Genomic DNA, 24,691 nt, shown 5'->3' on the forward strand with positions numbered 1-24,691 from the left:
CAGGGCATCGCACCACCCGCACGCCGGGCGGCGCTCGGTGCACGGTGCTCCATAGGACAGAGGGGCCAAACGGAGCGGATACTCCCGCGGCTGCATATTTGCTCGTTCCGGCACTCGTCGATCGGGGGGAGTGTCCCGGGCCCGGACGCCCTCTTCCCTGGTGTCGGCAATGCCTGCTAGCGCTGTGAAGGGGACGGGGACGTTGGAGAAGGATCTTCATCCCGAGGTACGGACCGGTCAGGGTGTGGTGAAGGGCCGGGTCGAGGACGGGATCGCCGTGTTCCGGGGCATCCCCTACGCGCAGCCGCCCTTCGGCGCGCTGCGCTTCGCCGCGCCGGAGCCCGTGCGGCCGTGGGACGGGGTACGGCCCGCGCTGGAGTTCGGGCCCCCGCCGCCGCAGTACGACCGGATGAGCCCGCAGGCGGCCGACGGCAGCCGGGAGCAGGCTCCGGACTGTCTGACGGTCAACGTGTGGTCCCCGGCGCTCGGGGCCATCGGGCTCCCGGTGATGGTGTGGTTCCACGGGGGCGCCTACGTGTTCGGGCGGTCGGCGGAACCCGTCTACGACGGGGCGGGCTTGGCCCGCCGGGACGTCGTGGTGGTCAGCTTCAACTACCGGGTGGGGATGGAGGGTTTCGGGCTGCTGGCCGGGAGCCCGGCCAACCGGGGTCTGCTGGACCAGATCGCCGCACTGCGCTGGGTGCAGGAGAACATCGCGGCCTTCGGCGGCGAGCCGGACGACGTGACGGTCTTCGGGGAGTCCGCCGGAGCCGGTTCGATCGCGGCGCTGCTCGCGATGCCCGCGGCAGCGGGGCTGTTCCACCAGGCGGTGGCGCAGAGCGTGCCCGGTTCGTACTTCACTCCGCGGCTGGCGGCGGACATCGCCGGCGCCGTCGCCGCGCGGGTGGGTGCCGTCGCCACTGCCGAGGCCCTGCGTGACGGGGATCCGCACCTCCTCGTACGGGCCGCGGACGCGGTGTTCGCGACGATGCCCGAGCGGGCCGGGCAGTGGGGCACCGTGGCGCACACCGAGACCCTGTGCTCTCCCGTGGTCGACGGGGAGTCGCTGCCGTGCACGCCGTGGGAGGCCGTCGCGGGGGGAGCGGCGCGCGAGCTTGCTCTGATGCTCGGTCACAACCGGCAGGAGTACCGGCTGTTCATGGCCAAGCGCGGCGAGTTCGGGTCCGTGACCGAGGAGCGGGCCTCGGCCGCCCTGCGGGTGTTCGGGCCGGGCGGGGACGGCGAGCGGGCCTACCGTGCGGCGTACCCGGAGGCGGACGCGGAGCAGCTCTACGAGACGGTCATGTCGGACTGGCTGTGCCGGGTGCCGACGCTGCAGCTGCTCGAAGCCCAGGTGGCCGCGGGCGGTGTGGCGTACGCCTACGAACTGCGCTGGCCCGCCCCGGTGTCAGCGGGGAGGCTGGGCTCCTGCCACGGTCTGGACGTGCCGCTGGTGTTCGGGACCCTGGACGCCCCGCTGGCCCGGCAGATGCTCGGGGAGACTGCACCGCCGGAGGCGGCCGCCCTGTCGGAGCGGATGCAGTCGGCGTGGGCCCGGTTCGCCGCCTCCGGGGATCCCGGCTGGCCCGGATACCGCTTCGCGGGACGGCTCTCGAAGGTGTTCGACTGCGAAGACGGGCTGCTGGGCGACCCGTTGGCGGCGTCCCGCAAGGCGTGGGAGCAGCACCCTTTCAGCACCTTGGGGGCGCGGTAGCGGCAGGCGCCCCCGGACGGATACGGCATTCGGCCCGAGTGGGCGATTCGGAGCGCTACAGTCGATACTCGTCTCGGATTGCGGAAGTGATTTGGATCCGTCCAACTATCGCCGCCTGATGCTAGGGTGGCCGGTGTTGCTCAGGTCTGAGTTCAGGCGCGACGGGGGTTGATCGCCTGCACTCCGACTGCCCGCTCTTTGCTACGCGCGGGTCAATATTGAATATGCAACAGGCCGGCAAAGTTCATGCACAGGGAATCTTTGCGTTGGCATTGCACAATCGAATGGTGGACGCCGCCCCCGTCCGGCGATCGGGATACCGACAATGGGGGCGCAGTGGCTGAAACCGATGTTGCGCGGGCGGCTGGCTGGGACATGGAGGAATTGGCCCGGCTCGTGGAAGGTGCGCAGCGGGGCGATGCCCTGGCCATGGACGAGCTGCTCGGCATCGTTGCGCCGTACGTCGGCCGGATCTGCGGGCCGGTGGCCCTCCAGGACGGGGCGGACGCGGCGCAGGAAGCGCTCATCGCGGTCTTCCGCAACCTGCACCAGCTGAAGACGCCCGTGGCGTTCCTCGGATGGGTCCGGGCGATCGCCGTGCGGGAGGCCCTCAAGTACGCCAAACAGCGGCAGAGGCAGGGCCCCTTACCCGCCGACTGGGACGAGAAGCCGGTGCTGGAGGATCTCCAGCTGGCCTCGGACATCGCCGACGTCATGGGCAGGCTGGCCCCCGAACACCGGGTGGTGCTGACCCTGAGGCACATCGACGGACTGAACGAACAGGAGGTCGCCGGGGTGCTCGCGGTACCGGTGGGGACGGTCAGGTCCCGGTTGTTCCGGGCCCGGCGCTCATTCCGTTCCGCCTGGGAGTGAGCGCGCGTCCAGGCGCTGCTGCAAGCGGTCGAAGAGCACGCCGGTCCGCTGCTCGGCACGCAGCCGGCGCACGCGGTCGACGACCTGGCCGCCGGGGAAGCGCAGGCTGCTGAAGAAGGCGAAACGCGTTCCTTCGCCCTCGGTGACGGCGGCCATCGCGCCGACCAGGGCCTTGCTCTGCATGAGGCACCAGCCCGGTCTCAGCACCACGTCGAAATGCTCGCTGTGCCCGACCGCACTCACGGCGCGCCCGGTCAGCCGGTCCTTCTCGGATCCGGTGACGGTGAAGGAACGCAAGCCGGGGAGAATATGTGGGAGTTCCGATTCCAGATCGGATACGACAGCCCAGAGCCGGTCGACCGGAACATCGAAAAGGCGCTCGCCGTAACTCGGGTACTTCGAGGCGGAAGCGATGACCTTGAGACGCCGCAGCGGATCGAGTTCAACTTCCGGCCAGTCGCTGTGCAGCGGTCCGGTCATTGACTACCGCCCCCTCTGTCTCGTATGCGGGAGAGACTCTCAGCATCCCCCTGCCCGGTCAAGCACTTCGGAATACCCGCCCCGGGTGGTCCTGCGCAACAACCCTTCGAGAGAAATCGGATCCGGGCGGGAGTGCATCCGCGCCGCGCGGCCTCTTTCCCCTCGAAGGAGCGGGATACGTATGCATCGTACAAGGGGAGCATCGGCATGTGGCTTACTCAGTTGCTGGAGCGCAACCGGCAGGGCTTCGGCGGGCGGGTGGCCCTGGCCGATGCGCGACGCTCGCTGACCTGGGAACAGTTGGCCGGACGCGTGGACCTGCTGGCCGCCCGGCTGAACGCGCACGGAGTGCAGCGCGGGGACCGGGTCGCCGTCCTGTCGGCGGACCGCAGCGAGGTGGTGGAGACCTACTTCGCGCTCGGGCACCTCGGGGCGGTCTTCGTACCGCTGGACCCGAGCCTGGTCCCCGGGGAGATCGAGGAGATCGTCGACCACGCCAAGGTCGTGGGGGTCATCGGCGAGGGGGCGCTGCTGGAACGCGCCGACCGCGGTGCCACGGCCAGCAGTTGGCGGCTGGCCTTCGAGGACCCGCTGTTCGACGACGCCGGACCCGGTGCCTCCGCCGCGGTCGGCCGGGACGGCGCGGGCGGCGGGCAGCCGGCCTTCGAACCGCACGTGCGGGCCGACGACCCCCTGGCCATCCTCTACACCTCCGCCACCGGCGGCCGCCCCAAGGGCGTGGTCGTGGACCACCGTTCGGTCAAGGACATCTCACTGGGCTGGCTCGCCGCCACGGCTCCGCACCCCGAGGGCGTACTGGTGACCAGCGGGCCCCTGTTCCACGGGACGGTCGTGCTGGCCTTCGCCCATCTCGCCGCGGGCGCCGCCCTGGTGGTGGCCGGACCGAGGCCGCAGGACATCGTGGAAGCCGCCCGCACCCACCGGGCGACACACCTGTGGCTGGTGCCGGAGACCCTGCGCGCCGTGCTCGACCACCTCGACGCGGAACCCGGGCAGACCCTGCCGGACTCGCTGGCCGAAGTCCTCTACGGAGCCGCCCCGTTGACCGTCGAACTGTACGCGCGGGCCGCCCGCACCCTCGGCTGCGGCTTCCGCCAGGTGTACGGGCTGACGGAGGCGGGCGGACCCATCGTCACGCTCGGTCCCGGCGAGCACCCCGACCCGTCGGCGGAACTGCCCGAGACGCTTCCCACCGGGCGGGTCATCCCGGGGATGTCCCTGCGCATCGCCGACGAGAACGGCCGCCCGCTGCCCGCCGGGCACACCGGCGAGATCCTGGTCCGCGGCGACGGCAGGATGCGCGGCTACTGGCGCGACCCCGCGGCCACGGCGGCGGCCACCGTCACGGGCTGGCTGCGCACCGGCGACCTCGGCCGCCTCGACGACGAGGGCCGGCTGCACCTCGTGGACCGGCTCACCGACCTCATCATCAGGAACGGGCGCAACGTCTACCCGGCCGAGATCGAACGCGTGCTGCGCCGGCACCCGGCCGTGGCCGACGCCGCCGTCGTCCCGGTCGCCGACGGCGACGAGGGCGAGGTGCCGCTGGCCCTGGTCGTGCTCGTCCCCGGCGCCACGGCCGGCCGTACGGAGATCCTCGGGCACCTCGTCGAGCGGATGGCGCAGTACAAGGTCCCCAAGGACGTCCAGATCATCGAGGAGCTCCCCCGCAACTCCACCGGGAAGGTGCAGAAGAAGCTCCTCACCGCGTGAACGGCCACGGATGCGGCCGAACCCGCCCCACCCGCCGAGCGCGCCGGACGCGTACACCCGAAGACGGAGAAGGAAGCCGTGCCACCCATGGGGACCCTGCTGACACTGCCACGCGCCCTCACCCACTTCCGGCCCCGGATACCGGGGCTCGGCTTCGGTGCCTCCTCGGTCCACGAGGGGCCGCCGGTCGCGGTGCGCGAGGCCGAGCGCCGGATGGCCAGGGGCATGCCGCCCCGGCGCCGGGCCGACTTCCTGATCGGCCGCAGCGCCCTGCACCGCGCCCTGCGTTCGGCCGGACTCACCGCGGACGCCGTGCTGTTCGAGGGGCCGCGCCCGCTGCTGCCGCCCGGGATCTCGGCGTCCATCAGCCACTCCGACGGGGTCGCCGTCGCCGTGGCCGGCCCCTGCGAACGGTTCCGCTCGCTGGGTGTCGACCTCGAACTGACCGGCCTGCCCCTGGAAGCCGCCCACCTGGTGCTGCGCGGGGCCGAGGGCGCAGCCCTGCAGCAGGCCGGCGAGGCCGCACAGCAGCGGCTGCTCGCGATGTACTCCGCCAAGGAAGCCGCCTTCAAGGCGCTCAGCCCGCTCCTCGGCCCCGACCTGATCGGCCTGCGCGACCTGCGGCTCACCACGGACGCCGACGGCTTCCTGGCCCACGCCGTGCGCCGCCCGGAACTGCGGATGCGGGTGAGCGTACGACGCCTCCCGCAGGGCGTCCTGTGCTGGGCCGTTCCGCAGGACACCGAGTAGACCTGCGCAGCCCCAAGCAGACCTGCGCATCCCGCGCAGCTTCGCGTAGGCCCGTACGCCCGTACCCCGCCCCGCCTCTCACGCCTCCTGGAGGTCACGTCGTCATGCACGCACCCACCCTGCCCGCACCGCCACGGCCGGCGGACTGGACGCCGTCCGACTGGCGCCTGCACCCGGCCGCCCAGCAGCCCGAATGGCCCGACCACGCGCTGCTGCGCCGGGTCCGCGCCCGGCTGGCCGGGACCGCACCGCTCGTCCAGCCCGGCGAGGTCCTGGACCTGCGCCAGGCGCTCGCCCGCGCCGCGCACGCCGAGGCCTTCGTCGTGCAGCTCGGCGACTGCGCGGAGACCTTCGAGACGCCCACCTTCGCCGGTACCGCCGCCCGCGTCGACCTGCTGCACAGCACCGCCCGGACGATCGGGCGCGCCCTGCACCGGCCGGTGATCCCGGTCGGGCGGATCGCCGGCCAGTACGCCAAACCACGCTCCTCGCCCACCGAAAAGGTCGGCGACCTCGTCCTGCCGTCCTTCCGCGGCCACCTGGTCAACGATCCGGCGCCCGACCCCGCCGCCCGCGTCCCCGACGCGATGCGGCTGCTCCGGGGGCACGGGCATGCCCGCGACGTCCTGGCCCTGCTGCGCGAACTCGCCGAGTCGGGCATGGCCGTGCAGGACTCGGCAGCGGGAGGCGCCCCCGCCGTGTGGACCAGCCACGAGGCGCTGCTCCTCGACTACGAGGAGCCGCTGGTGCGCCGAGACCCGGTGACGGGCAGCTGGTGCCTGACCTCCACCCACCTGCCGTGGATCGGCGCGCGCACCTGCGAACCGGACGGGGCGCACGTACGGTTCCTGGCGGGCGTGGCCAACCCGGTCGGGGTGAAGGTCGGCCCGGACACCGATCCCGCACGGCTGGCCGAGCTGTGCGCTCGGCTCGATCCGGACCACCAGCCCGGGCGGCTCGTCCTCATCTCCAGGATGGGCGCGGACGCGGTGCGTTCCCTGCTGCCTCCCCTGGTGGAGGAGGTCGCCGGGCTCGGGCACCCCGTGGTGTGGGTGTGCGACCCGGTCCACGGCAACACCTACACCAGTGCCACGGGCCACAAGACCCGGCACGTGGACGTGGTGGGCGAGGAGATCCGCGGGTTCTTCGCCGCGGTGCGCGCCGCGCGCGGCTGGCCCGGGGGCATCCACCTGGAGGCCACGCCGGCCGACGTCACCGAATGCGTGGGCGGCGCCCCCGGCGTCGCGGAGCACGATCTGCCGCTGCGCTACGAGACGGCCTGCGACCCCCGTCTCAACGGGGTGCAGACGGCCCTGGTGGCCGAACTGGTCGCAGAGCTCTGCGCCACGCGCTGAGCGCCGCTCCCGGACGGGACCGCCATGACCCCTCCCCGCATTTCCGGACGGAACGTCTGGCGCGGTCGGCTCCTCCTGACGAGCGACCCGACCGACCGACCCACCCGACCCCGGGAGTTGCCATGCAGGACCGCACACCGCCGATGCCCGAACTCGAAGGCGTCCGCCACCACTACGCCGACGTGAGGGGTGTGCGGCTGCACATCGCGGAGGTGGGGGAGGGCAAGCCCGTGGTCCTGCTGCACGGCTTCCCGCAGCACTGGTACGGCTGGCGGCGGCTGATCCCGCTGCTCTCCGGCGACCACCGGCTGATCTGTGTGGACCTGCGGGGCTTCGGCTGGTCCGAGGCGCCGGCCCGCGGCTACGACACCGACAGCCGGGTGGCCGACGTACTGGCGCTGATGGACGTCCTCGGGCTGGACCGGGCCGCGCTCATCGGACACGACTGGGGTGCCTGGACCGGCTTCCACCTCTGCCTGCGGGCTCCCGAGCGGTTCAGCCACTTCCTCGCGCTGAACATGCTCCACCCCTGGCCGCAGCACCACCGGCTGATGCCGCAGTCCTGGCGGTTCTGGTACACGGCGCTGCTGGAACAGCCGCTGCTCGGCCGGTGGGTGCTGCGCAACCGGCCGGCCTTCACCCGCTACCTGATGCGCAAGGGGGTCGCCGACGCGGCCGTCTGGGAGCCCCGTGTGATGGACGAGTTCGTCCGCTCCAGCCAGGAACCGGACCGGGCGCGGGCCGGTGAGGCGCTGCACCGGGCCTTCGCCCTGAGGGACATCGCCAAGCTGCTGCTGGGCAGCTTCAAGAAGCACCGGCTGACGACCCCGACGGTGATCATGGCCGGGGCCCACGACTTCATGCTGCCGCCGAGCGTGCTGTCGGGCGGCGGGCGGCATGCGGACGACCTGAGGGTCGAGGTGGTCGCCGACTGCGGGCACTACCTGCACGAGGAGCGCCCCGACCTGGTGGCGAAGACGGCCCGGCAGCTGTTCTCCGAAGGCGGCTGAGCCCCGGGAGTCCCCGTCCCGCCGGCCCGGTCCACGGCCCCTTCCCGGGGTCCGTGGACCGGGCCGGACGCGTTCCGGAGCCCTTCCGGGGCCCTTTCGGAGCCGGAGTTGGGGGCTCCGGAAAAATACTCGGATTCCGGTGGAGTGTGACGGCCCGACCCGGGCTCTTATCTGGTGTCGGCTGCTTCCAGCCGCTTCAGAAGAACCCGCGAACCCCCCAGCGCAACGCGCCCGTACCAGGGCGGTGTTCGCGCTGCCCGAAAGCATGAGCCAGGCCGAGCAGAGGGATGACGAATGCCCGACATATCCGCACTCAACCTCGACGTGATACCCCAGCCCACCGCGTCCCTCGGAGTGCTCCCCGCCGTCGCCGCCGAGAAGAGCCCCGACACGCCCTTCCTCTCCGACACCCCCTGGCGCACCTACGACGGTCCGGTGCGCACCTTTGCGGAGTTCGCGCAGGCCGTCGACGACTACGCCGACCGCCTGTGGGCCGCGGGCATCCGCAAGGGCGACGTGGTCGCCGTCGTCCAGCGCAACCACATCGAGGTCGAGGGCGTGATGTGCGCCCTCGGCAAGATCGGCGCACTGCCCGCGCTGCTGTCCTCCGCCATGGAGGTCGGCGAACTGCTCGAATGCTTCGCCCGGCTGGAGAACCCGTACCTGCTCGTCGACTCCCTCGGCCTGTCCCGGCTGAGCGAATCCCGGCACGCGCTGCGGCTCCTGGTGCGCAACGTGCTGTGTCTGGAGCCGACCGAGGAGAAGTGGGTCGTCCCGGTCCAGGACCGGCTGCCGCACGTGGCCGACCCGCGCGGCGAGGACGAATGGTTCGTCATCACCCACTCCTCGGGCACCACCGGCGCCCCGAAGATGGCCGCGCACTCGACCCGGTCGCTCTTCGGCATGGTCGCCCCGATGATCATGATCTTCCGGGACCAGTACTCGACCGACGACCTGAACGCCAAGCACCTGTCGTTCGTCCACGCCCGCACCTGCGCCGGCACGCTCGCCTCCCTGGAGACCGCGATGCCCGCCCTGGCCATCGCCGACCCGGACCCCGCCAACGTCAAGCGCCTCATGCTCGAACACCGCCCCACCTCCCTGGAGACGCACCCCAACGTCTACATCCAGTGGGAGTCGCTGGCCACGGACCCGGACCGGCCCTTCCAGCACGTCGAGCGGTTCATCAGCACCTTCGACGCCATGCACCCACGCACCGTACGGGCCCTGCTCGGCGCGTCCGAGCACCCCGACGCCCACTACTTCCAGGCGTACGGCCAGACCGAGTCCGGCCCCATCTGCCTGCGCATCGTGACCCGTGAGGAGTCCGCGGACTACTCGCCGCGCAACGTCGGCCACCCCGGCGGCGGCATGGAGGTCCGCATCGTGGACGAGAAGGGCGCCCCCCAGCCCGCGAACACGCCCGGCATCATCGAGACCCGCTCGCCCGGCCGCATGCGCGGCTACGTCGGCGGCGACCCCATGCCCCCGCAGGACTCCTGGTGGCCCATGGGCGACATCGGACGCCAGCTCGACGACGGATCCCTCGAACTCCTCGACCGCATCGTCGAGCACGTCGACGGCGTCGGCAGCCTCCTCGAAAAGGAGGACCACCTCCTGGAGGCCATGCCCGAGCTCGTCGAACTGGTCCTGGTGAAGGCCGAGGACGCACAGGACAGCACCGTCTTCGCCGTCGCCTGCCCCCGCCCGGGCACCGTGCCCGACCCCGAACGGTTCCGCGCCGTCGCCGCCGAGGCCGGACTGCCCGACCTCCAGGTGCGCTTCTGGGAGTGGGAGGCGATGCCCGTCACCGGTTCGTACAAGGTCCGCCGCTCCGTACTGCGCCGCAAGCTCGCCGGCCGCATCCAGCGCACCACCACGCCCGCGAAGGAGGCATGACCGAGATGGTCCAGCTGTGGAACCTGCTCTCCGAGTCCGTCCACGACGCCACGATGCTCCACACCCCCTCCCGCCAGGAGGAGCCCGTCTCAGGACCCGCCCTCTTCTCCCGCGCCGAACGCACCGCGGGCACGATCCTGGAAGCCTGTGACGGCCGCGTCCCGCGCCGTGCCGGCCTGCTGATGGCCAACGGCGAGCCGTGGGTGCGCGGGCTGCTGGCCCTGCTGCGGCTCGACGCCGCGGCGGTCCCGCTCGCCCTGCCCGTGGCTTTCGGCGGAGCCGACGCGTACGCCGCGCACATCCAGCGGATCGCGGCCGACGCCTCCCTCGACGCCCTGCTCGTCGACGGCAGCCTCGGCGCCCGGATCGTGTCCCGCGTCGCCGCCGCCGTACCGCACCTGCCGGTCGTCGACATCGCCGAACCGCCGCCCACGGGCATCGAACTCCCGGCGGTGCGCGGCGGGGGCCGGGCCCCGGCCGTCATCCAGTACACCTCGGGCAGCACCTCGGCGCCCAAGGGCGTCGTGGTCACCCACGACAACATCGACGCCGGGCTCGACTCCATCGGCGACGGCACCCGGTGGGGCCCCGACGACGCGCTCGGCCAGTGGCTGCCGCTCTTCCACGACATGGGCCTGTTCACCATGCTCGCCTCGCTGCGGTACGGCACGAAGACCTCGCTGTGGCAGCCGGGCGACTTCGTCCGCCGGCCCATGCAGTGGCTCGGCGAGTTCGCCGCCTCCCGGTCCACGATCCTGCCGGCGCCCAACTTCTTCTACGACTACCTCGTCGCGGCCGCCGCCAAGGGCATCCCCGACGACCTCGACCTCTCCGCCTGGCGCTACGGCGGCAACGGCTCCGAGCCGGTCCGCCTGAGCAGCCTCGAAGCCTTCCAGGAGACCTTCGCCCCCTACGGGCTGCGGCCCCAGGTCGTCCAGCCCAACTACGGACTCGCCGAGGCCACGCTGATCGTCAGCAGCGGCATCCCGCTGTCCGGCTACCGCAGCCTGCTGGTGGACCGTTCCAGCCTGTCGGTCGGCGACCGGATCACCGAGACCACCGAGTCCGGGCCGACCGTGCGGTCCGTGGTCTCCTGCGGCCCCGCCGTGGCGGGCGTCGACGTCCGCATCGGTGACGCCGAGGGAGCCGCACTGGACGAGGGCACCGTCGGCGAGGTGCAGATCGGCGGAGCGCCGGTCACCGCCGGATACCTCGGACTGCCCGCCGACCAGCAGCCGTTCACGCCCGACGGGATGCTCCGCACCGGAGACATCGGATTCCTGCACGACAACGAGCTCTACGTCATCGGCCGGATGAAGGCGATGGCGGTCGTCCGCGGCCAGAACTACTACGCCGAGGACGTCGAGGAGATCGTCAAGGCCACGCCCGGGGTCGACCGCCGGCACTGCGCCGCCTTCGCCTGGGACGACGACGGCGAGGAGCGGATGATCGTGATCTGGGAGACCAAGCTCGACCAGGACGCGGCCGCCGCCGTCGGCGAGGCCATCCGCGCACGGCTCGTCGAACACCTCGGCCTGGGCGCCGTGGAGACCGTCGCCGTCTCCCCGCAGAGCCTGCCCTTCACCAGCTCCGGCAAGGTCAAGCGCTCCGGCGCGGCCGACCTCTACCGCCAGCAGACCCAGCCCCTCACCACCGCATCGGAAGGACGCCACCAGTGAGCGCCGACCAGACCCTGGACATCGTCGTACGAGCCCTGGCCGCGCAGGCCGGTGTCCCCGCGAACGGCATCGACACCGACAAGCCCCTCTCCGCCGTCCCCGGCATCGAGTCGGTCAAGGCACTGCGCGCGATCACCGACATCGAGGACGAGTGCGACGTCGTCATCCCCGACGACTTCCTCTTCGAGACGGCGACCGTGCGCGAACTCGCCGACTTCGTCTCCTCCCTGCTCCCGGAAGGCAGCTCCCTGTGACGGTGGAGACCGCCGCGCCAGAGGCGCTGCTCGGCGCCCTCGGCCGGTTCACCGCCGTGCCCCGCGACATCGGGCGCTACGACACGGACGCCCGGACCGCTGCGCAGGCCCTGCGCGCCGCCCCGGAGCAGGTCGCCAGGCTCGCGGACGCGGGGCTGCCGCACGTGAGCGACTCCGAGCGCGGCCCCCTCTTCGACTACGACGACCTGATGAACGTGGGCATGTTCTGCGGCACCGGCCAGACCGTGCCGGAGCTCGGACTGCGCTTCCTGATGAGGTTCGCCGCCGCCTCCCGCAGCAGCTGGTTCGCGCCGCGGGAGTGGGAGATCGGCGTCCACCCGTCCCGTACGGCGGGCGGCGAGGGCGCAGCAGGCACCCAGGCCTCCGGCGCCGGGCTGCCCGAGGTGACCGTACGGGTGCCCGACCTGTCGGCGCCCGGCGTGGAACTGCTGTCGGAGCACCCCTTCGACGACCCGCTGCGCGCGGGCGGCTACGAGGCGACGGTCCGCCTCACCGGCGCCGACCAGAGCGTGCGCGACCCGCGGATCCGCGAGGCGTGGGACGAGGTGGTGGAGGGCCTGGCCTCGCGCCGGGTCACCTACCAGACGGTGCCGGAGCCGCTGCGCGCCGACCACCACCGCGCCTGGGAACTGGGCGTCGCCGACTGCGTGGTCGCCTCGCGGCTGCTCGCGGACCGGCTGCGGGCGGCCGGCCTGGAGGCCACCGCCCGGCGCGGCTACCTCCTCGGCCTCTTCGGCAGCGACCACGCCTGGTGCGACGTCGTCGAGGACGGCGTGCACAAGTCCCTCGACCCCGTGTTCGCCTTCGTGGCCACCGTCGGGGACGAGCGCGGCGTCGCCGAGTCCCCGGAGTTCGCCGCCGCCTGCTTCGGAAGCCGCTTCAACCGACTGCTGCCGTGCCGCACGGACAGCGCGGAACCCCTCGTCTACTTCGACGGCGAACCGGCCCCCTACTGGGCGATGGTCGGCGTCGGCGCCCGCCCACGGAGGACCTCATGAGCCTGGCACGCACCCTCGTACGCCAAAGCCTGGACCACCCCGCGCTGCTCGACCGGGTCAGCGACGAGGCCAGCCTCGCCGGAGCCGGCGTCAACTCCGGTGAACTGATCCGGCTCGCGCTGAACATCGAGCAGCAGCTCGGCCGGGCACTCGACGACGAGGAGCTCCTGGAGCTGACCTCCATCAGCGCCGTCGCCGAACTGGTCGGGAAGGAGGCGGCCTGAGATGTGGCTCAAGCACGTGGTGCGCCGCGGCCTGGACCGCGACCCCGAGGTCCTCGCGCTGCGCGACGCCCGCCGGGACGTCAGCTGGCGCAGGCTGCACCGGGACGTGGAGGCACTGGCCTCCCGGCTGCGCAGGGACCTCCCGCGCGGCAGCCGGGTCCTGGTGCTCAGCGGCAACCGGGTCGAGGTGATCGAGACCTACCTGGCCTGTGCGGCGGCCGCGGTGGTCGCCGTGCCGGTCAACCCGGCCCTCACCGACCGTGAGATCGGCGCGATCGTGGACTCCGTGGAGCCCGCCGCCGCGGTGGCCGAGGGCGAAGGACTGACCCGGCTCGGCGCCCTGTGCCCCGCACTGCCGCTCACGGACATCGCGCAGATCGCCGAACTCCCCGACGCCGGGACGGATTCCGGCGGCCACGAGGGCAGCGGCCTCGCCGACCCGGTCATGATCCTGCACACCTCCGCGACGACCGGCACCGCGAAGGGCGTCGTCGTCGACCAGCGCTCCCTCCAGCTGAACGCGCTGTCCTGGCTGGCCGACGTACGGCCGGGGCCGGGCACCGTCTTCCTCAACGCGGGTCCGCTCTTCCACGGCAGCGTGGTCATCGCGCTCGACCACCTCGCGGCGGGCGGTACGGTCTGCGTCCTGGACCGGTTCACCCCGCAGGGCTGCCTCGCCGCCCTGGAGCGCTGGGAGGTCGAACACGCCTTCCTGGTGCCGTCCATGGTGCGGCTCGTCCTCGACACCAAGGCACTGGACGCCGCCGACCTCTCGGCGCTGCGGCTGCTGCTGCACGGCGCCGCCCCGATGCCCGCGGAGCTGGCGGCCGAGGCGCGCGAGCGCCTCGGTACGGAGCTCCAGACGGTGTTCGGCATCACGGAGGGCGGCGGCCCCGTCCTCTCCCTCGCCCCGGACACCGAGGCAGGCGAGCCCCCCGTCCCCGGCGCGGTCTGCGTCGGACGGCCCATGCTCGGCACCGGACTGCGGATCGCCGACGGCGAGGGGCGCGAGGTCGCCCCGGGCACCATCGGGGAGCTCCAGGTCAGCGGCGACGGCCTGATGCAGGGCTACTGGAAGCGTCCGGAAGCCACCGCCGAGGTCCTGCGCGACGGCTGGCTCAACACCCACGACCTCGGCTGCATCGACGAGGCGGGGCTGGTCTGGGTGGTCGACCGCCGCAACGACCTGATCCTGCGCGGCGGCCAGAACGTCTACCCGGCCGAGATCGAGCACGTCCTGCGGCAGTCGCCCTCCGTCGCCGACGTCGTCGTGGTGCCCGTCGCCTCCCCGGTCTGGGGGCAGGTCCCCGTGGCCTTCGTCGCCCCCGTGTCCCCGGACGCCTTCGACGCGACCGAACTGCTCGGGCTGTGCGTCGACGGGCTGGCCGCCTACAAGCGGCCCAGCCACTTCCTTCCGCTGGAGACCATCCCGCGCAACCCGGCCGGCAAGGCCCTGCGGCCCCGGCTGCGGGAGCTGGCCCACCGGCTCGTCATCGAACCCAAGGACACCCCGTGACCACGACCGACTACACGCGACCGGAGATCCTGACGGCCCTGGCCGGCGAATGGGCCGTCCCGGTGTACGGCAACGCCGTCATCCAGTGGGACTACGACCGGCGCAACGACAAGATGGTGCGGCTCTACCAGCAGGGCAAGCAGCGCCAGTGGGACATGGACGAACGGCTCGACTGGGACCACGAGGTGGACCCCGACGACCCGCTCGGCCTGCCGGACGACTTCATCTCCATCTCGGGCTCGAAGCTGTGGGACCGGCTGCCCGAGAGCGAGCGCAGCATCGTGCGCAAGCACAGCAGCGGCTGGCTGTACTCGCAGTTCCTGCACTCGGAGCAGGCCGCCCTGATCGCCGTGGGCAAGATCCTGCTCACCGTCAACGACCTCGACTCCAAGCTGTACGCGGCCACCCAGCTGATGGACGAGGCCCGGCACGTCGAGGGCTTCAACCGCTTCCTGCACACCAAGATCGGGCTGCGCTACGGGCTCTCCCCGTCCATCGCCGCGATGTTCGAGCACGCGATGCGCGAACCGCGCTGGGACTTCGGCGTGCTGGCGGCGCACATCCTCGTGGAGAACATGGGCCTGGCCACCTTCGGTGTGCACCGCGAGCGGCTCAAGGACCCGCTGGCCCGGGCGTTCAGCGCCTACGTGGCCCGCGACGAGGCCCGTCACGTGGCCTTCGGCCGGCTGCTGCTGCGCGAGTACTACCCGCAGCTCAGCGACTCCGAGCTGAAGGAGCGCGAGGACTTCGTCGTCGAGGGCTGCTGGGCGCTGCGCGACCGCTACGTCGACGACGACATCTGGAACACCCTCGGCTACGGCGAGGAGGCCATCAAGGCCTCCCGCCGCTCGCCCGCCAAGCGGGAGTTCCGCCGTCTGGTGTTCATGCGGATCGTGCCCGGCCTCAAGGAGATCGGCATGTTCGGCCCGCGGGTGCAGGAGGCGCTCCAGAAGATGGGCGTGCTCGGCTTCCAGTCCGTGGACGAGGCCGCGCTGCGGGAGCTGGACGACAAGGCGGCCGTGGACGAGCTGACCCGGCGCGAGATGGACTTCCGGCGCCACGACATCGCCTCCGTGGTCGAACTCGGCTCCGCCACCCCGGACGGCCCGCCCGCCGCCTCCTGAACGGGCCGCCGCCGCGGCCGCGCCGCCGGGGACACCGGCTCCCGCCCGTGCCCGGCGGCGCGGCGGCCCGTACCGCCCGTGCGCGGCGGCCCGTACCGCCCCGCCCAGCGCTTCCCCGGCCGCCTTCCCGGCCCGCCCCGGCCCGTGCCGCCTGCCCTGCCGTCCCGTTCCCGCCTCTGGACCAGCGGAGAGACACCGTCATGCTCGAAGCCACCCTGCCCCCTGCCCGGTCCGGCCGCATGCGCGGTCTCGCGGCACCCGACGCCGACACCAGCGGCCGGAGGACGCTGACCGGCCTGGCCGACGGAACCGTGCCCGACCCGCCGGCCGCGGACACCCTCGCCCTGCCGCCCGCTACCTCCTGGCTGCCCGGCCTGATCACCTGCGAGACCGAGTTCGACGCGTCCCTGACCCTGACGCCCGGAGTGGTCTTCGGCGGCTGGATCGCCTGCCTCGTCGACCACTTCGCGGGCCTGGTGATGCTCTCGGCGATCCCCGACGGCTCCGGCTTCCTGACCGCGGGCCTGTCCGTCGCCTACCACGCACCGCTGGTACCGGGGCCGGTGACCGTCGAGACCGTACTGACCAGCTGCTCGACCCGCCGTGCGGTCGCCGAGGTGCGCTTCGTGCAGGACGGGCGGCTCGCCTGCACCGGGACGGTCGAGCAGATCATCCACCGCAACGGGAGCAACCGTGCGTGACAGCGAACTGAGCCCGGAACACCGCGACTTCAGGGACATGGTGCGCGCCTTCGTGGAGCGCGAGATCGTCCCCTTCCACGCCGACTGGGAGCGGGCCGGACTGGTCGACCGCGAGGTGTGGCGCTCCGCCGGGAAGCACGGGCTGCTCGGCATCGACGTACCCGAGGAGTACGGGGGCGGGGGAGTGCGCGACTTCCGCTACCAGGCCATCATCAGCGAGGAGATCATGCGGGTCGGCGCCACCGGCGTCGGCTTCGCCCTCCACAACGACGTGGTCGCCCCGTACCTGCTGGACCTCGCCACCGAGGAACAGAAGCGGCGCTGGCTGCCCGGCTTCTGCTCGGGCGAACTGGTCACGGCCATCGCGATGACCGAACCGGAGGCCGGCAGCGACCTGCAGGCCGTCCGCACCTCGGCCCGTCTCGACGGCGAGCACTACGTGCTCAGCGGGGCCAAGACCTTCATCACCAACGGCATCCACGCCGACCTGGTGATCGTGGTGGCCAGGACCGGACCCGGCCGCGGCGCGCGCGGCCTGAGCCTGCTGGTCGTCGAGCGCGGCATGGCTGGGTTCGAACGCGGACGCAAGCTGGAGAAGATCGGCATGGCCGCGCAGGACACGGCCGAGCTGTTCTTCGACGAGGTCCGGGTGCCGGTCACCAACCTGCTGGGCCGGGCCGGCCGCGGCTTCCTCCACCTGGCCAACAACCTGCCCCAGGAACGGCTCGGCATCGCCGCGTACGCCGTCGCCGCTGCGGAGACCGCCTTCGCCCAGACCCTTGAGTACTGCAAGTCGCGCACCCAGTTCGGCCGGGCCATCGGCGGCTTCCAGCACGTGCGCTTCGAACTCGCCGAGATGGCCACCGAACTGGACGTGGCCCGCACCTACGTCGACCGGGCCGTCGCGGAGCACAACGCGGGCCGGCTCGATGCGGTGGATGCGGCCAAGGCCAAGTGGTGGGCCACCGACGTGCAGCGCCGGGTCCTGGACCGCTGCGTGCAACTCCACGGCGGCTACGGCTTCATGCGGGAGACCCCCGTGGCCAGGGCCTTCGTCGACAACCGCGTGCACCCGATCTACGGCGGCACCAACGAAATCATGAAAGAGATCATCGGCCGCGACCTCGGCGTCTAGGGCGTCCCGTCCAGGCCGTCCCGTCCGGGCCGTCCCTCTCGGACCGCCCGGGCCCGCGCCTCCCGCTCGCCGACGCACACCCCAAACCGCCCGCCGGAACGGAGAAATTCACGTGAGCGACAGACAGCTGGAGGTCTGCATCATAGGCGCCGGCCCCCGAGGCCTCTCGGTGCTGGAAAGGCTCTGCGCCGACGCCCGCCGACTCGGCCCCACGACCACCGTCACGGTGCACGTCGTGGATCCGGCCCGGCCCGGCGCGGGCAGCGTCTGGCGCACCCGGCAGTCGCACCACCTGCTCATGAACACGGTGGCCTCCCAGGTGACCCTGTTCACCGACCCGAGCGTGGAGATGGCGGGCGTCCTCGCCCCCGGGCCCAGCCTCTACGCCTGGGCCCGCGGCCTCGCGGAGGGCCGCGCCGACGGCGCGGGCCACGACGACCAGGTGCTGGCCGAGGCCAGGGACCTGACCCCCGACTCCTACCCGACGCGCGCCTTCTACGGCCACTACCTGGAGTGGGTGTTCCGCCACGTGGTGCGCACCGCCCCGGAGCGGCTGACCGTCACCGTGCACCCGCTGCGCGCCGTCCGCCTGCACGACCAGGAGGACGGCCGCCAGTGCGTGACCTTGGCCAACGGCACCCGCATCCGCGGACTCGACGCCGTGGTCATGGCGCAGGGCCACCTGCCCGTCACCCCGGACGCCGGCGAGCTGCAGCTGGCGGAGTTCGCCCGTACCCACGGACTGCGCCACGTGCGCCCCGCCAACCCCGCCGACACCGAGCTGTCGGCGGTCGCCCCGGGCGAGCCCGTCGCCCTGCGCGGACTGGGGCTCAACTTCTTCGACCACATGGCCCTGTTCACGCTCGGCCGGGGCGGCACCTTCGACCGCCTCGCCGACGGGGCCCTGGTGTACCGCCCGTCCGGCCGCGAACCCCGGCTCTACGCGGCCTCGCGGCGCGGGGTCCCGTACCACTCGCGGGGCCGCAACCAGAAGGGTGCGCACGGCCGCCACCACTCCTGGCTGCTCACCCCCGCCAGACTGGCGGAGCTGCGCGCCGCCGCGGACCGCGGCGGCGTCGACTTCTCCCGCGACCTGTGGCCGCTGATCGCCAAGGAGGTCGAGACCGTCTTCTACGCGGCCCTGCTGGCCCTGCGGACGGAGCCGGAGACGGTCCTCCGGTTCCAGGAGCGCACCCTGGCACGGCCCTGGGGCTCGGCCGAAGAGGCCGACGTGCTCGACGAGTTCGGCATCGGCCCCGAGGACCGCTGGGACTGGAAGCACCTCGCCCGTCCGTACGGCGACCGCTCCTTCCACGGCCCCGAGGAGTACCGCGACTGGCTGCTGGAGACCCTGCGCCACGACCTCGTCGCCTCCGAGGCGGGCAACGTCGACGGCCCGCTGAAGGCGGCCCTGGACGTGCTGCGCGACCTGCGCAACGAGATCCGGCTGGCCGTGGACCACGGCGGCCTCAGCGGCCGCTCCCACCGCGAGGACCTCGACGGCTGGTACACCCCGCTCAACGCGTTCCTGTCCATCGGTCCGCCGCCCCGCCGCATCGAGGAGATGATCGCCCTCGTCGAGGCCGGGATCCTGCAGGTCCTCGGGCCCGGCATGCGCGTGGAAGCGGACGACAGCGCCGGGGTGTTCGTGGTCGAGTCCCCCGAGGTCCCCGGATCGCGGACCGAGGTCACCACCCTGGTGGAGGCCCGGCTGCCGGAACCCGACCTGCGGCGCACCGCCGATCCGCTGCTGCGCCACCTGGCCGCCACCGGAGCCTGCCGCCCGTACGAGATCCGCGACACGCACCACGGCCCCCACCGCACGGGCGGCGTGGCCGTCACCGAGCGCCCGTACCGGCTGATCGACGCCGAGGGCCGGGCCCATCCGCGGCGGTTCGCCTACGGGGTGCCGACCGAGGCCGTGCACTGGGTGACGGCCGCGGGCATCCGCCCCGGGGTGAACTCGGTGACCCTCGGTGACTCCGACGCGATCGCGCTGGCCCTGCTCGAACTCGCCGCGCCCGCCCCGGTATCCGTCCAGGTCCCCGTCCCCGTCGCAGCGCACGCCGCGGATGCCGACGTCCCCGGCTGGGAGCACGCGTGACCGGGGACCGGCCGGGCTGGGACCCGGCACCGGACACCGGCCTGCTGTCCCCCGTACGGGCCGGCACCGCGGCGGAGGCGGCCACCGGCGACCTCGCCGTCCTCCAGGCCGTGCTCGACGCGGAGGCCGCGCTGGCCCGGGCCCAGGCCCGGCTCGGGGCGGTCCCCGCGGCCGCCGCCGAGGCCGTCACGGCCGCCGCGCGGGCGGAGCTCTACGACCTGCGCGAGGTCGCGGTGCGTGCCCGTGCGGCCGCCAACCCGGTGGTCGCGCTGGTGCGGATGCTCGCCGAGGAAGTGGCCCGCAAGGACCCGCAGGCCGCTTCCTACGTGCACCAGGGCTCCACCAGCCAGGACGTCCTGGACACCGCACTCATGCTGGTCGCGGCCCGCACCGCCGACCTGGTCCTGGCCGACCTGGACCGCACGGCCACCGCCCTGGCCGCCCTCGCCCTGCGGCACCGCGGCACCCCGATGGCCGCACGCACCCTGGGCCAGCACGCCGTGCCCACCACCTTCGGGCTCAAGGCGGCCGGCTGGCTCCAGGCCGTCCTGGACGCCGGGGAACGGCTGCGCCGGGTCCGCGAGGAGGGCCTGCCCGTGCAGCTCGGCGGCGCGGCGGGCACGCTGGCCGGATACCTCGAGTACGCACGGCTGAACGCACCGGCCGGGACCGCGGGAACGGCGGAGGGAACGGCCGCCTACGCGCAAGGGCTGCCGTCCGCCGTGGCCGCCGAACTGGGTCTCGCGGAACCGCTCGTGCCCTGGCACACGGTCCGCACCCCGCTCGCCGACCTGGCCGCCGCACTGTCCCTGACGGCCACCGGGCTCGGCACGTTCGCCGCCGACGTCCAGCTGCTGTCGCGCACCGAGACCGCCGAGGTCACCGAACCGGCCGCCGCGGGCCGCGGCGCGTCCTCGGCCATGCCGCACAAACGCAATCCGGCGCTGGCCGCGCTGATCCGGTCCGCCGCCTACCAGCTGCCCGGGCTGGTGAGCACCCTCGCCCACGCCGCCGTCGCCGACGACGAGCGGCCCGCGGGCGCCTGGCACGCCGAGTGGGAGCCGCTCCGTACGGCCCTGCGGCTCACCGGCGGAGCCGCCGCCACCGCCGCGGAACTGGCCGAGGGCCTCACCGTCCACCCCGACAGGATGCGCGCCAACCTGGAGCTCACCGGCGGCCTCGTGGTCTCCGAGCGGCTCGCCGCGGTGCTCTCGCCGGACCTGGGCCGGGCCGCCGCACGGGACCTGGTCGCCGCAGCCTCGGCGCGCGCCGCCGCCGGCGGCCGCCACCTGGCCGATGAACTCGCCGCCTCACCCGCGCTCGCCGGGCTCCACGGCCCGCGGTCACTGCACGAGCTGTGCGACCCCGCGCAGTACACCGGGGCCGCCGCGGTCCTCGTGGACCGGGTCCTCCACCGCTTCCGGGTCACCCGCCGCTGCGGCTGACCGAGCCCTTTGACGACGCAGAAGGACGAACACGATGACGGCAATGACGCGGCCGACGGACACCACCCACCGCTGGACCACCCCGGCCGGGGTGGAGGTGACCCGGCGCTCCACCGGCCTGGACCCCGCACGGGCGGATGCGGAACTGGCCCGCCTGGAGTCGGCGCTCGACACGCGGCGCGGTCTGCTGATGTCCGGGCGCTCCGAGCAGCCGGGCCGCTACCGCCCCCACGACCTGGGCCACGTCGACCCGCCGGTGGAGGTGACCGCCGTCGGCGACCGGGTGTACGCACGCGCCCTCAACGCGCGCGGCCGTGTCCTGCTGCCCGCCCTGGCCGACGTCCTGCTCCCGTACGGGGCACGGCTCGACGCAGGGGAAGGCGTGGTGAGCGCGGACGCCGGCGAGGGCCTGGGCCCGCTCACGGAGGAGGACCGCACCCGCCGCCCCTCCGTCCTGAACCTCCTGCGCTGCATCATCTCCGGCTTCGCCGGCCCGCAGGACCCGGTGTGGGGCCTGTACGGGGCCTTCGGCTACGACCTCGTCCTCGGGTTCGACCCGGTGCCCCTGCACCAGGACCGCGACCCCCGGGACCGCACCATGGTCCTTCACCTGCCGGACACGGTCCTGGAGGTCGACCGGCAGCGCGGCACCGCCACCCGGCACGACTACGAGTTCTCCTACGCGGGCCGCTCCACCGCAGGCCTCGACCGGGCCACACCCGCCGCGCCCTACGCGCCGCCCGCCGAGCCCCCCGCCTACCGCGACCATGCGCCGGGCGAGTACGCGCAGCTGGTGCGGCGGGCCCAGCAGCGCTTCCGCGACGGGGAGATGTTCGAGGCAGTCCCCGGGCAGAGCTTCCACCGCCCGAGCGCCTCGGCACCCTCCGAGGTGTTCCGCAGGCTCCGCTCGCGCAACCCGGCGCCGTACGGTCTGCTGATGAACCTGGCCGCGGGGGAGCACCTGGTCGGGGCCTCGCCCGAGATGTTCGTCCGGGTCGACCCGCGGACCCGGACGGTGGAGTCCTGCCCGATCAGCGGCACCATCGCACGCGGCAACGGCCCCCTGGAGGACGCCGAGCAGGTCCGCACCCTGCTCGACTCCCGCAAGGAGGAGTCCGAACTCACCATGTGCACCGACGTGGACCGCAACGACAAGGCCCGGGTCTGCGAGCCGGGCAGCGTACAACTGCTCGCCCGCCGCCAGATAGAGCTGTACTCCACCCTCATCCACACGGTCGACCACGTACGGGGCCGGCTGCGCGGCGACCGCGACGCGCTGGACGCCTTCCTCACCCACATGTGGGCCGTCACCGTCACCGGGGCGCCCAAGCGCGCCGCCGTCGCCTTCATCGAGGAGAACGAGCGCAGCCCGCGCCGCTGGTACGGCGGAGCCGTCGGCCGGATCGGCTTCGACGGCGGCCTGGACACGGCCCTGACCCTGCGCACCATCCAGATCCGGGACGGGGTGGCCACCGTACGGGCCGGTGCCACCCTGCTGTTCGACTCCGACCCGGAGGCGGAGGAGAGCGAGACGGTGCTCAAGGCGTTCGCGCTGATCGACGCCGTGGAGAACCCGGCGCCCGCGGGCCCGCCGGCCGGGCCCGCGCCCCTTGCGGCACCGGTCCGCGCGGGCGCTGCGGCGACCGGCGGGTCGACCGGGGCGGCGCGGCGGATCCTGCTCGTCGACCACCAGGACTCCTTCGTCCACACCCTCGCCGACTACTTCCGCCAGACCGGCGCCGACGTCGTCACCTACCGGGCCGGCTTCCCGCCGGAGCTGCTCGACTCCCTCGCCCCCGACCTGCTGGTGCTCTCGCCCGGCCCCGGCCGCCCCGCGGACTTCGCGATGTCGGCCCTGCTGGACGCCGCACTCGCCCGCGACCTGCCCGTGTTCGGGGTCTGCCTCGGCCTCCAGGGCCTGGTGGAGCACTTCGGCGGGACCCTGGGCGTCCTGCCGCTCCCGGTGCACGGCAAGCCCTCCCCGGTCGACGTGCTCGACGGCGGCGGCACCCTGTTCAAGAACCTGCCGGCGCGGATCCACGCGGGGCGCTACCACTCGCTGTACGCCGAACCGGGCACCCTCCCCGAGGTGTTCGAGGTGACGGCCTGCACGCCGGACGGGACGGTGATGGCCATCGAGCACCGTGATCTGCCCGTCGCAGCAGTCCAGTTCCACCCTGAATCGATCATGACCACGGAGAACGGTGCGGGGTACGCGCTGATCGCGAACGCGGTCGCCGGGCTCACCCGCACCGCGGCGCCCCGGATCGGCGCGGGGAGCCTGTGATGACCTACCGCAAGGACGACGCGCCCGACGACGGCCGCACCACCCCCGCCCGGCGGCCCGCCCGCGACATCCCCCGTTCCCCCTTCACCCGCAACGCCCGCCTCGCCTCCCTGCCCATCGGCTTCGCGGGCCGCAGCGCCGTACGGATGGGCAAACGGCTGCTCGGGCAGCCGGTCGAGCGCATCACCGGCGAGCTCCAGCGCCGCACCGGCGAGCACGTGTTCCGCGTACTCGGTGAACTCAAGGGCGGAGCCATGAAGTTCGGGCAGATGCTCTCGGTGTTCGAGGCGGCCCTGCCCCCGGAGGTCATCGGCCCCTACCGGGCCGCCCTCACCATGCTCCAGGACGCCGCGCCCGCACTGCCCGCCGCACGCGTCCACGCCGTGCTCGCCGCCGAGCTGGGTCCCGACTGGCGCGAGCGGTTCCGCTCCTTCGACGACGAACCGGCCGCGGCCGCCTCCATCGGCCAGGTCCACCGCGCGGTGTGGCAGGACGGGCGCGCGGTGGCGGTCAAGGTGCAGTACCCGGGCGCGGGGGAGGCACTGCTCGGGGACTACGCCCAACTCGGGCGCCTGATGAAGCTGTTCTCCCTCATCACGCCCGGCCTGGACGTCGAGCCGATGCTCGACGAACTGCGCGAGCGGGTCTCCGAGGAGCTGGACTACCGGCTGGAGGCGGCGGCCCAGCAGGCGTTCGGCGAAGCCTTCCACGGGGACGCGGAGGTCCTCGTCCCCGCGGTGGTCGACTTCAGCGAGCGGGTCCTCGTCACCGAATGGATGGACGGCACACCGCTGTCGGCCGTCATCCGCGAGGGCATGCAGGAGCAGCGCGACGACGCCGGACTGAAGTACGCCCGCTTCCTCTTCTCCGGCCCCGAACGGGCCGGCTACCTGCACGCCGACCCCCACCCGGGGAACTTCCGGATGCTGGCCGACGGCCGCCTAGGTGTCATCGACTTCGGCGCCGTCAAGCACCTGCCGGACGGGTTCCCGGTCTCCCTGGGGACCCTGAGCCGGCTCGCCCAGCAGGGGGACTGGAACGCCGCCCACGCACTCCTCGTCGAAGAGGGGTTCATCCGGCCCGGAACTCCGCCCGACGACGCCGCGCTCGCCACCTTCCTGCTGCCCATCGCGACCCCGTCGCGGGACGAGACCTACCGCTTCACCCGCGAGTGGCTGCGCGAGGAAGTGGTCCAGGCCGTCGACCGGGGTCCGGGCAGCCTGCTGCGGCGCTTCAACCTGCCGCCCTCGTACGTCCTGGTGAACCGCGTCGTCGGCGCGGCCACCGCGGTCCTGTGCCAGCTGGAGTGCGAGCTGCCCTTCCGCGCGGAGGCCCTCCGCTGGCTGCCCGGCTTCGCCGCCCCGCAGGAGGCCGAGAGGCCGTAGGCA

20 protein-coding genes are annotated in these 24,691 nt (G+C 73.1%); 19 read left to right on the forward strand and 1 reads right to left on the reverse strand.

What is annotated here, in order from left to right; all coding sequences use genetic code 11:
* The first annotated feature begins 202 nt into the window (after positions 1–202).
* Positions 203–1,714: a carboxylesterase/lipase family protein gene (locus tag IO30_RS0115430; RefSeq protein ID WP_037894155.1), complete on the forward strand. Its 1,512-nt coding sequence runs from the start codon at positions 203–205 to the stop codon at positions 1,712–1,714.
* A gap of 375 nt (positions 1,715–2,089) precedes the next feature.
* On the forward strand, positions 2,090–2,587 hold the full coding sequence (locus IO30_RS0115435) for an RNA polymerase sigma factor (protein ID WP_031143302.1): 498 nt from the start codon (positions 2,090–2,092) through the stop codon (positions 2,585–2,587).
* On the opposite strand, the gene IO30_RS45445 is transcribed toward IO30_RS0115435, so the two are convergent.
* A complete protein-coding gene (locus IO30_RS45445; RefSeq protein ID WP_157853319.1) occupies positions 2,564–3,067 on the reverse strand; it encodes a hypothetical protein in 504 nt (167 codons plus the stop codon). The genes IO30_RS0115435 and IO30_RS45445 overlap by 24 nt on opposite strands.
* A 207-nt stretch (positions 3,068–3,274) precedes the next feature.
* On the opposite strand from IO30_RS45445, the gene IO30_RS0115445 reads away from it, so the two are divergent.
* The 17 genes from IO30_RS0115445 (at position 3,275) to IO30_RS0115525 (ending at position 24,688) form a co-directional block, all read left to right on the forward strand.
* The gene (locus IO30_RS0115445) at positions 3,275–4,801 is read left to right on the forward strand and encodes a class I adenylate-forming enzyme family protein (RefSeq protein ID WP_031143305.1); all 1,527 of its coding nucleotides are present in this window, start codon (positions 3,275–3,277) and stop codon (positions 4,799–4,801) included.
* An 87-nt stretch (positions 4,802–4,888) separates the two neighbouring features.
* Complete coding sequence (locus IO30_RS41990; RefSeq protein ID WP_051859397.1) at positions 4,889–5,551, forward strand: 4'-phosphopantetheinyl transferase family protein; 663 nt, start codon at positions 4,889–4,891, stop codon at positions 5,549–5,551.
* 104 nt (positions 5,552–5,655) lie between these two features.
* Entirely contained in the window at positions 5,656–6,906 is a 1,251-nt protein-coding gene (locus IO30_RS0115455) for a 3-deoxy-7-phosphoheptulonate synthase (protein WP_078904719.1), read from the forward strand.
* A gap of 122 nt (positions 6,907–7,028) precedes the next feature.
* The gene (locus IO30_RS0115460; protein WP_031143311.1) at positions 7,029–7,916 is read left to right on the forward strand and encodes an alpha/beta fold hydrolase; all 888 of its coding nucleotides are present in this window, start codon (positions 7,029–7,031) and stop codon (positions 7,914–7,916) included.
* Positions 7,917–8,210: 294 nt separating this feature from the next.
* Positions 8,211–9,815, forward strand: a complete 1,605-nt coding sequence (locus IO30_RS0115465) for a class I adenylate-forming enzyme family protein (protein WP_031143313.1) — start codon at positions 8,211–8,213, stop codon at positions 9,813–9,815.
* Positions 9,812–11,494, forward strand: coding sequence for an AMP-binding protein (locus tag IO30_RS0115470; RefSeq protein WP_199921062.1), 1,683 nt, complete (start codon positions 9,812–9,814; stop codon positions 11,492–11,494). Before IO30_RS0115465 ends, IO30_RS0115470 begins: the two co-directional genes overlap by 4 nt.
* A complete protein-coding gene (locus tag IO30_RS0115475; RefSeq protein ID WP_031154793.1) occupies positions 11,491–11,748 on the forward strand; it encodes an acyl carrier protein in 258 nt (85 codons plus the stop codon). Before IO30_RS0115470 ends, IO30_RS0115475 begins: the two co-directional genes overlap by 4 nt.
* Positions 11,745–12,767, forward strand: a complete 1,023-nt coding sequence (locus IO30_RS0115480; RefSeq protein WP_051902328.1) for a hypothetical protein — start codon at positions 11,745–11,747, stop codon at positions 12,765–12,767. Before IO30_RS0115475 ends, IO30_RS0115480 begins: the two co-directional genes overlap by 4 nt.
* The gene (locus IO30_RS0115485; protein ID WP_031143321.1) at positions 12,764–12,991 is read left to right on the forward strand and encodes an acyl carrier protein; all 228 of its coding nucleotides are present in this window, start codon (positions 12,764–12,766) and stop codon (positions 12,989–12,991) included. Before IO30_RS0115480 ends, IO30_RS0115485 begins: the two co-directional genes overlap by 4 nt.
* 1 nt (position 12,992) lies before the next feature.
* Positions 12,993–14,507 (forward strand): class I adenylate-forming enzyme family protein, encoded by a 1,515-nt coding sequence (locus IO30_RS0115490; RefSeq protein ID WP_051902330.1) that lies wholly within the window; start codon positions 12,993–12,995, stop codon positions 14,505–14,507.
* Complete coding sequence (locus IO30_RS0115495) at positions 14,504–15,631, forward strand: ferritin-like domain-containing protein (RefSeq protein ID WP_051859394.1); 1,128 nt, start codon at positions 14,504–14,506, stop codon at positions 15,629–15,631. The genes IO30_RS0115490 and IO30_RS0115495 overlap by 4 nt, the downstream gene beginning before the upstream one ends.
* Positions 15,632–15,831: 200 nt before the next feature.
* Positions 15,832–16,332: a PaaI family thioesterase gene (locus IO30_RS0115500; RefSeq protein WP_031143327.1), complete on the forward strand. Its 501-nt coding sequence runs from the start codon at positions 15,832–15,834 to the stop codon at positions 16,330–16,332.
* Positions 16,325–17,467 (forward strand): acyl-CoA dehydrogenase family protein, encoded by a 1,143-nt coding sequence (locus IO30_RS0115505; protein WP_031143329.1) that lies wholly within the window; start codon positions 16,325–16,327, stop codon positions 17,465–17,467. The genes IO30_RS0115500 and IO30_RS0115505 overlap by 8 nt, the downstream gene beginning before the upstream one ends.
* Before the next feature lie 112 nt (positions 17,468–17,579).
* Positions 17,580–19,571 carry an FAD/NAD(P)-binding protein gene (locus IO30_RS0115510; protein WP_051902332.1) on the forward strand — a complete coding sequence of 664 codons (1,992 nt, stop codon included), beginning with the start codon at positions 17,580–17,582 and terminating at the stop codon, positions 19,569–19,571.
* Positions 19,568–21,016 carry a nitrosuccinate lyase gene (locus IO30_RS0115515; RefSeq protein WP_031143333.1) on the forward strand — a complete coding sequence of 483 codons (1,449 nt, stop codon included), beginning with the start codon at positions 19,568–19,570 and terminating at the stop codon, positions 21,014–21,016. Before IO30_RS0115510 ends, IO30_RS0115515 begins: the two co-directional genes overlap by 4 nt.
* Before the next feature lie 34 nt (positions 21,017–21,050).
* Positions 21,051–23,303 (forward strand): anthranilate synthase component I, encoded by a 2,253-nt coding sequence (locus IO30_RS0115520; protein ID WP_202205077.1) that lies wholly within the window; start codon positions 21,051–21,053, stop codon positions 23,301–23,303.
* Positions 23,303–24,688, forward strand: a complete 1,386-nt coding sequence (locus IO30_RS0115525) for an ABC1 kinase family protein (protein ID WP_031143335.1) — start codon at positions 23,303–23,305, stop codon at positions 24,686–24,688. The genes IO30_RS0115520 and IO30_RS0115525 overlap by 1 nt, the downstream gene beginning before the upstream one ends.
* The last annotated feature ends 3 nt before the right edge of the window (positions 24,689–24,691 follow it).

The sequence above is a fragment of the Streptomyces xanthophaeus genome, assembly GCF_000725805.1.
Lineage (GTDB): Bacteria > Actinomycetota > Actinomycetes > Streptomycetales > Streptomycetaceae > Streptomyces > Streptomyces xanthophaeus.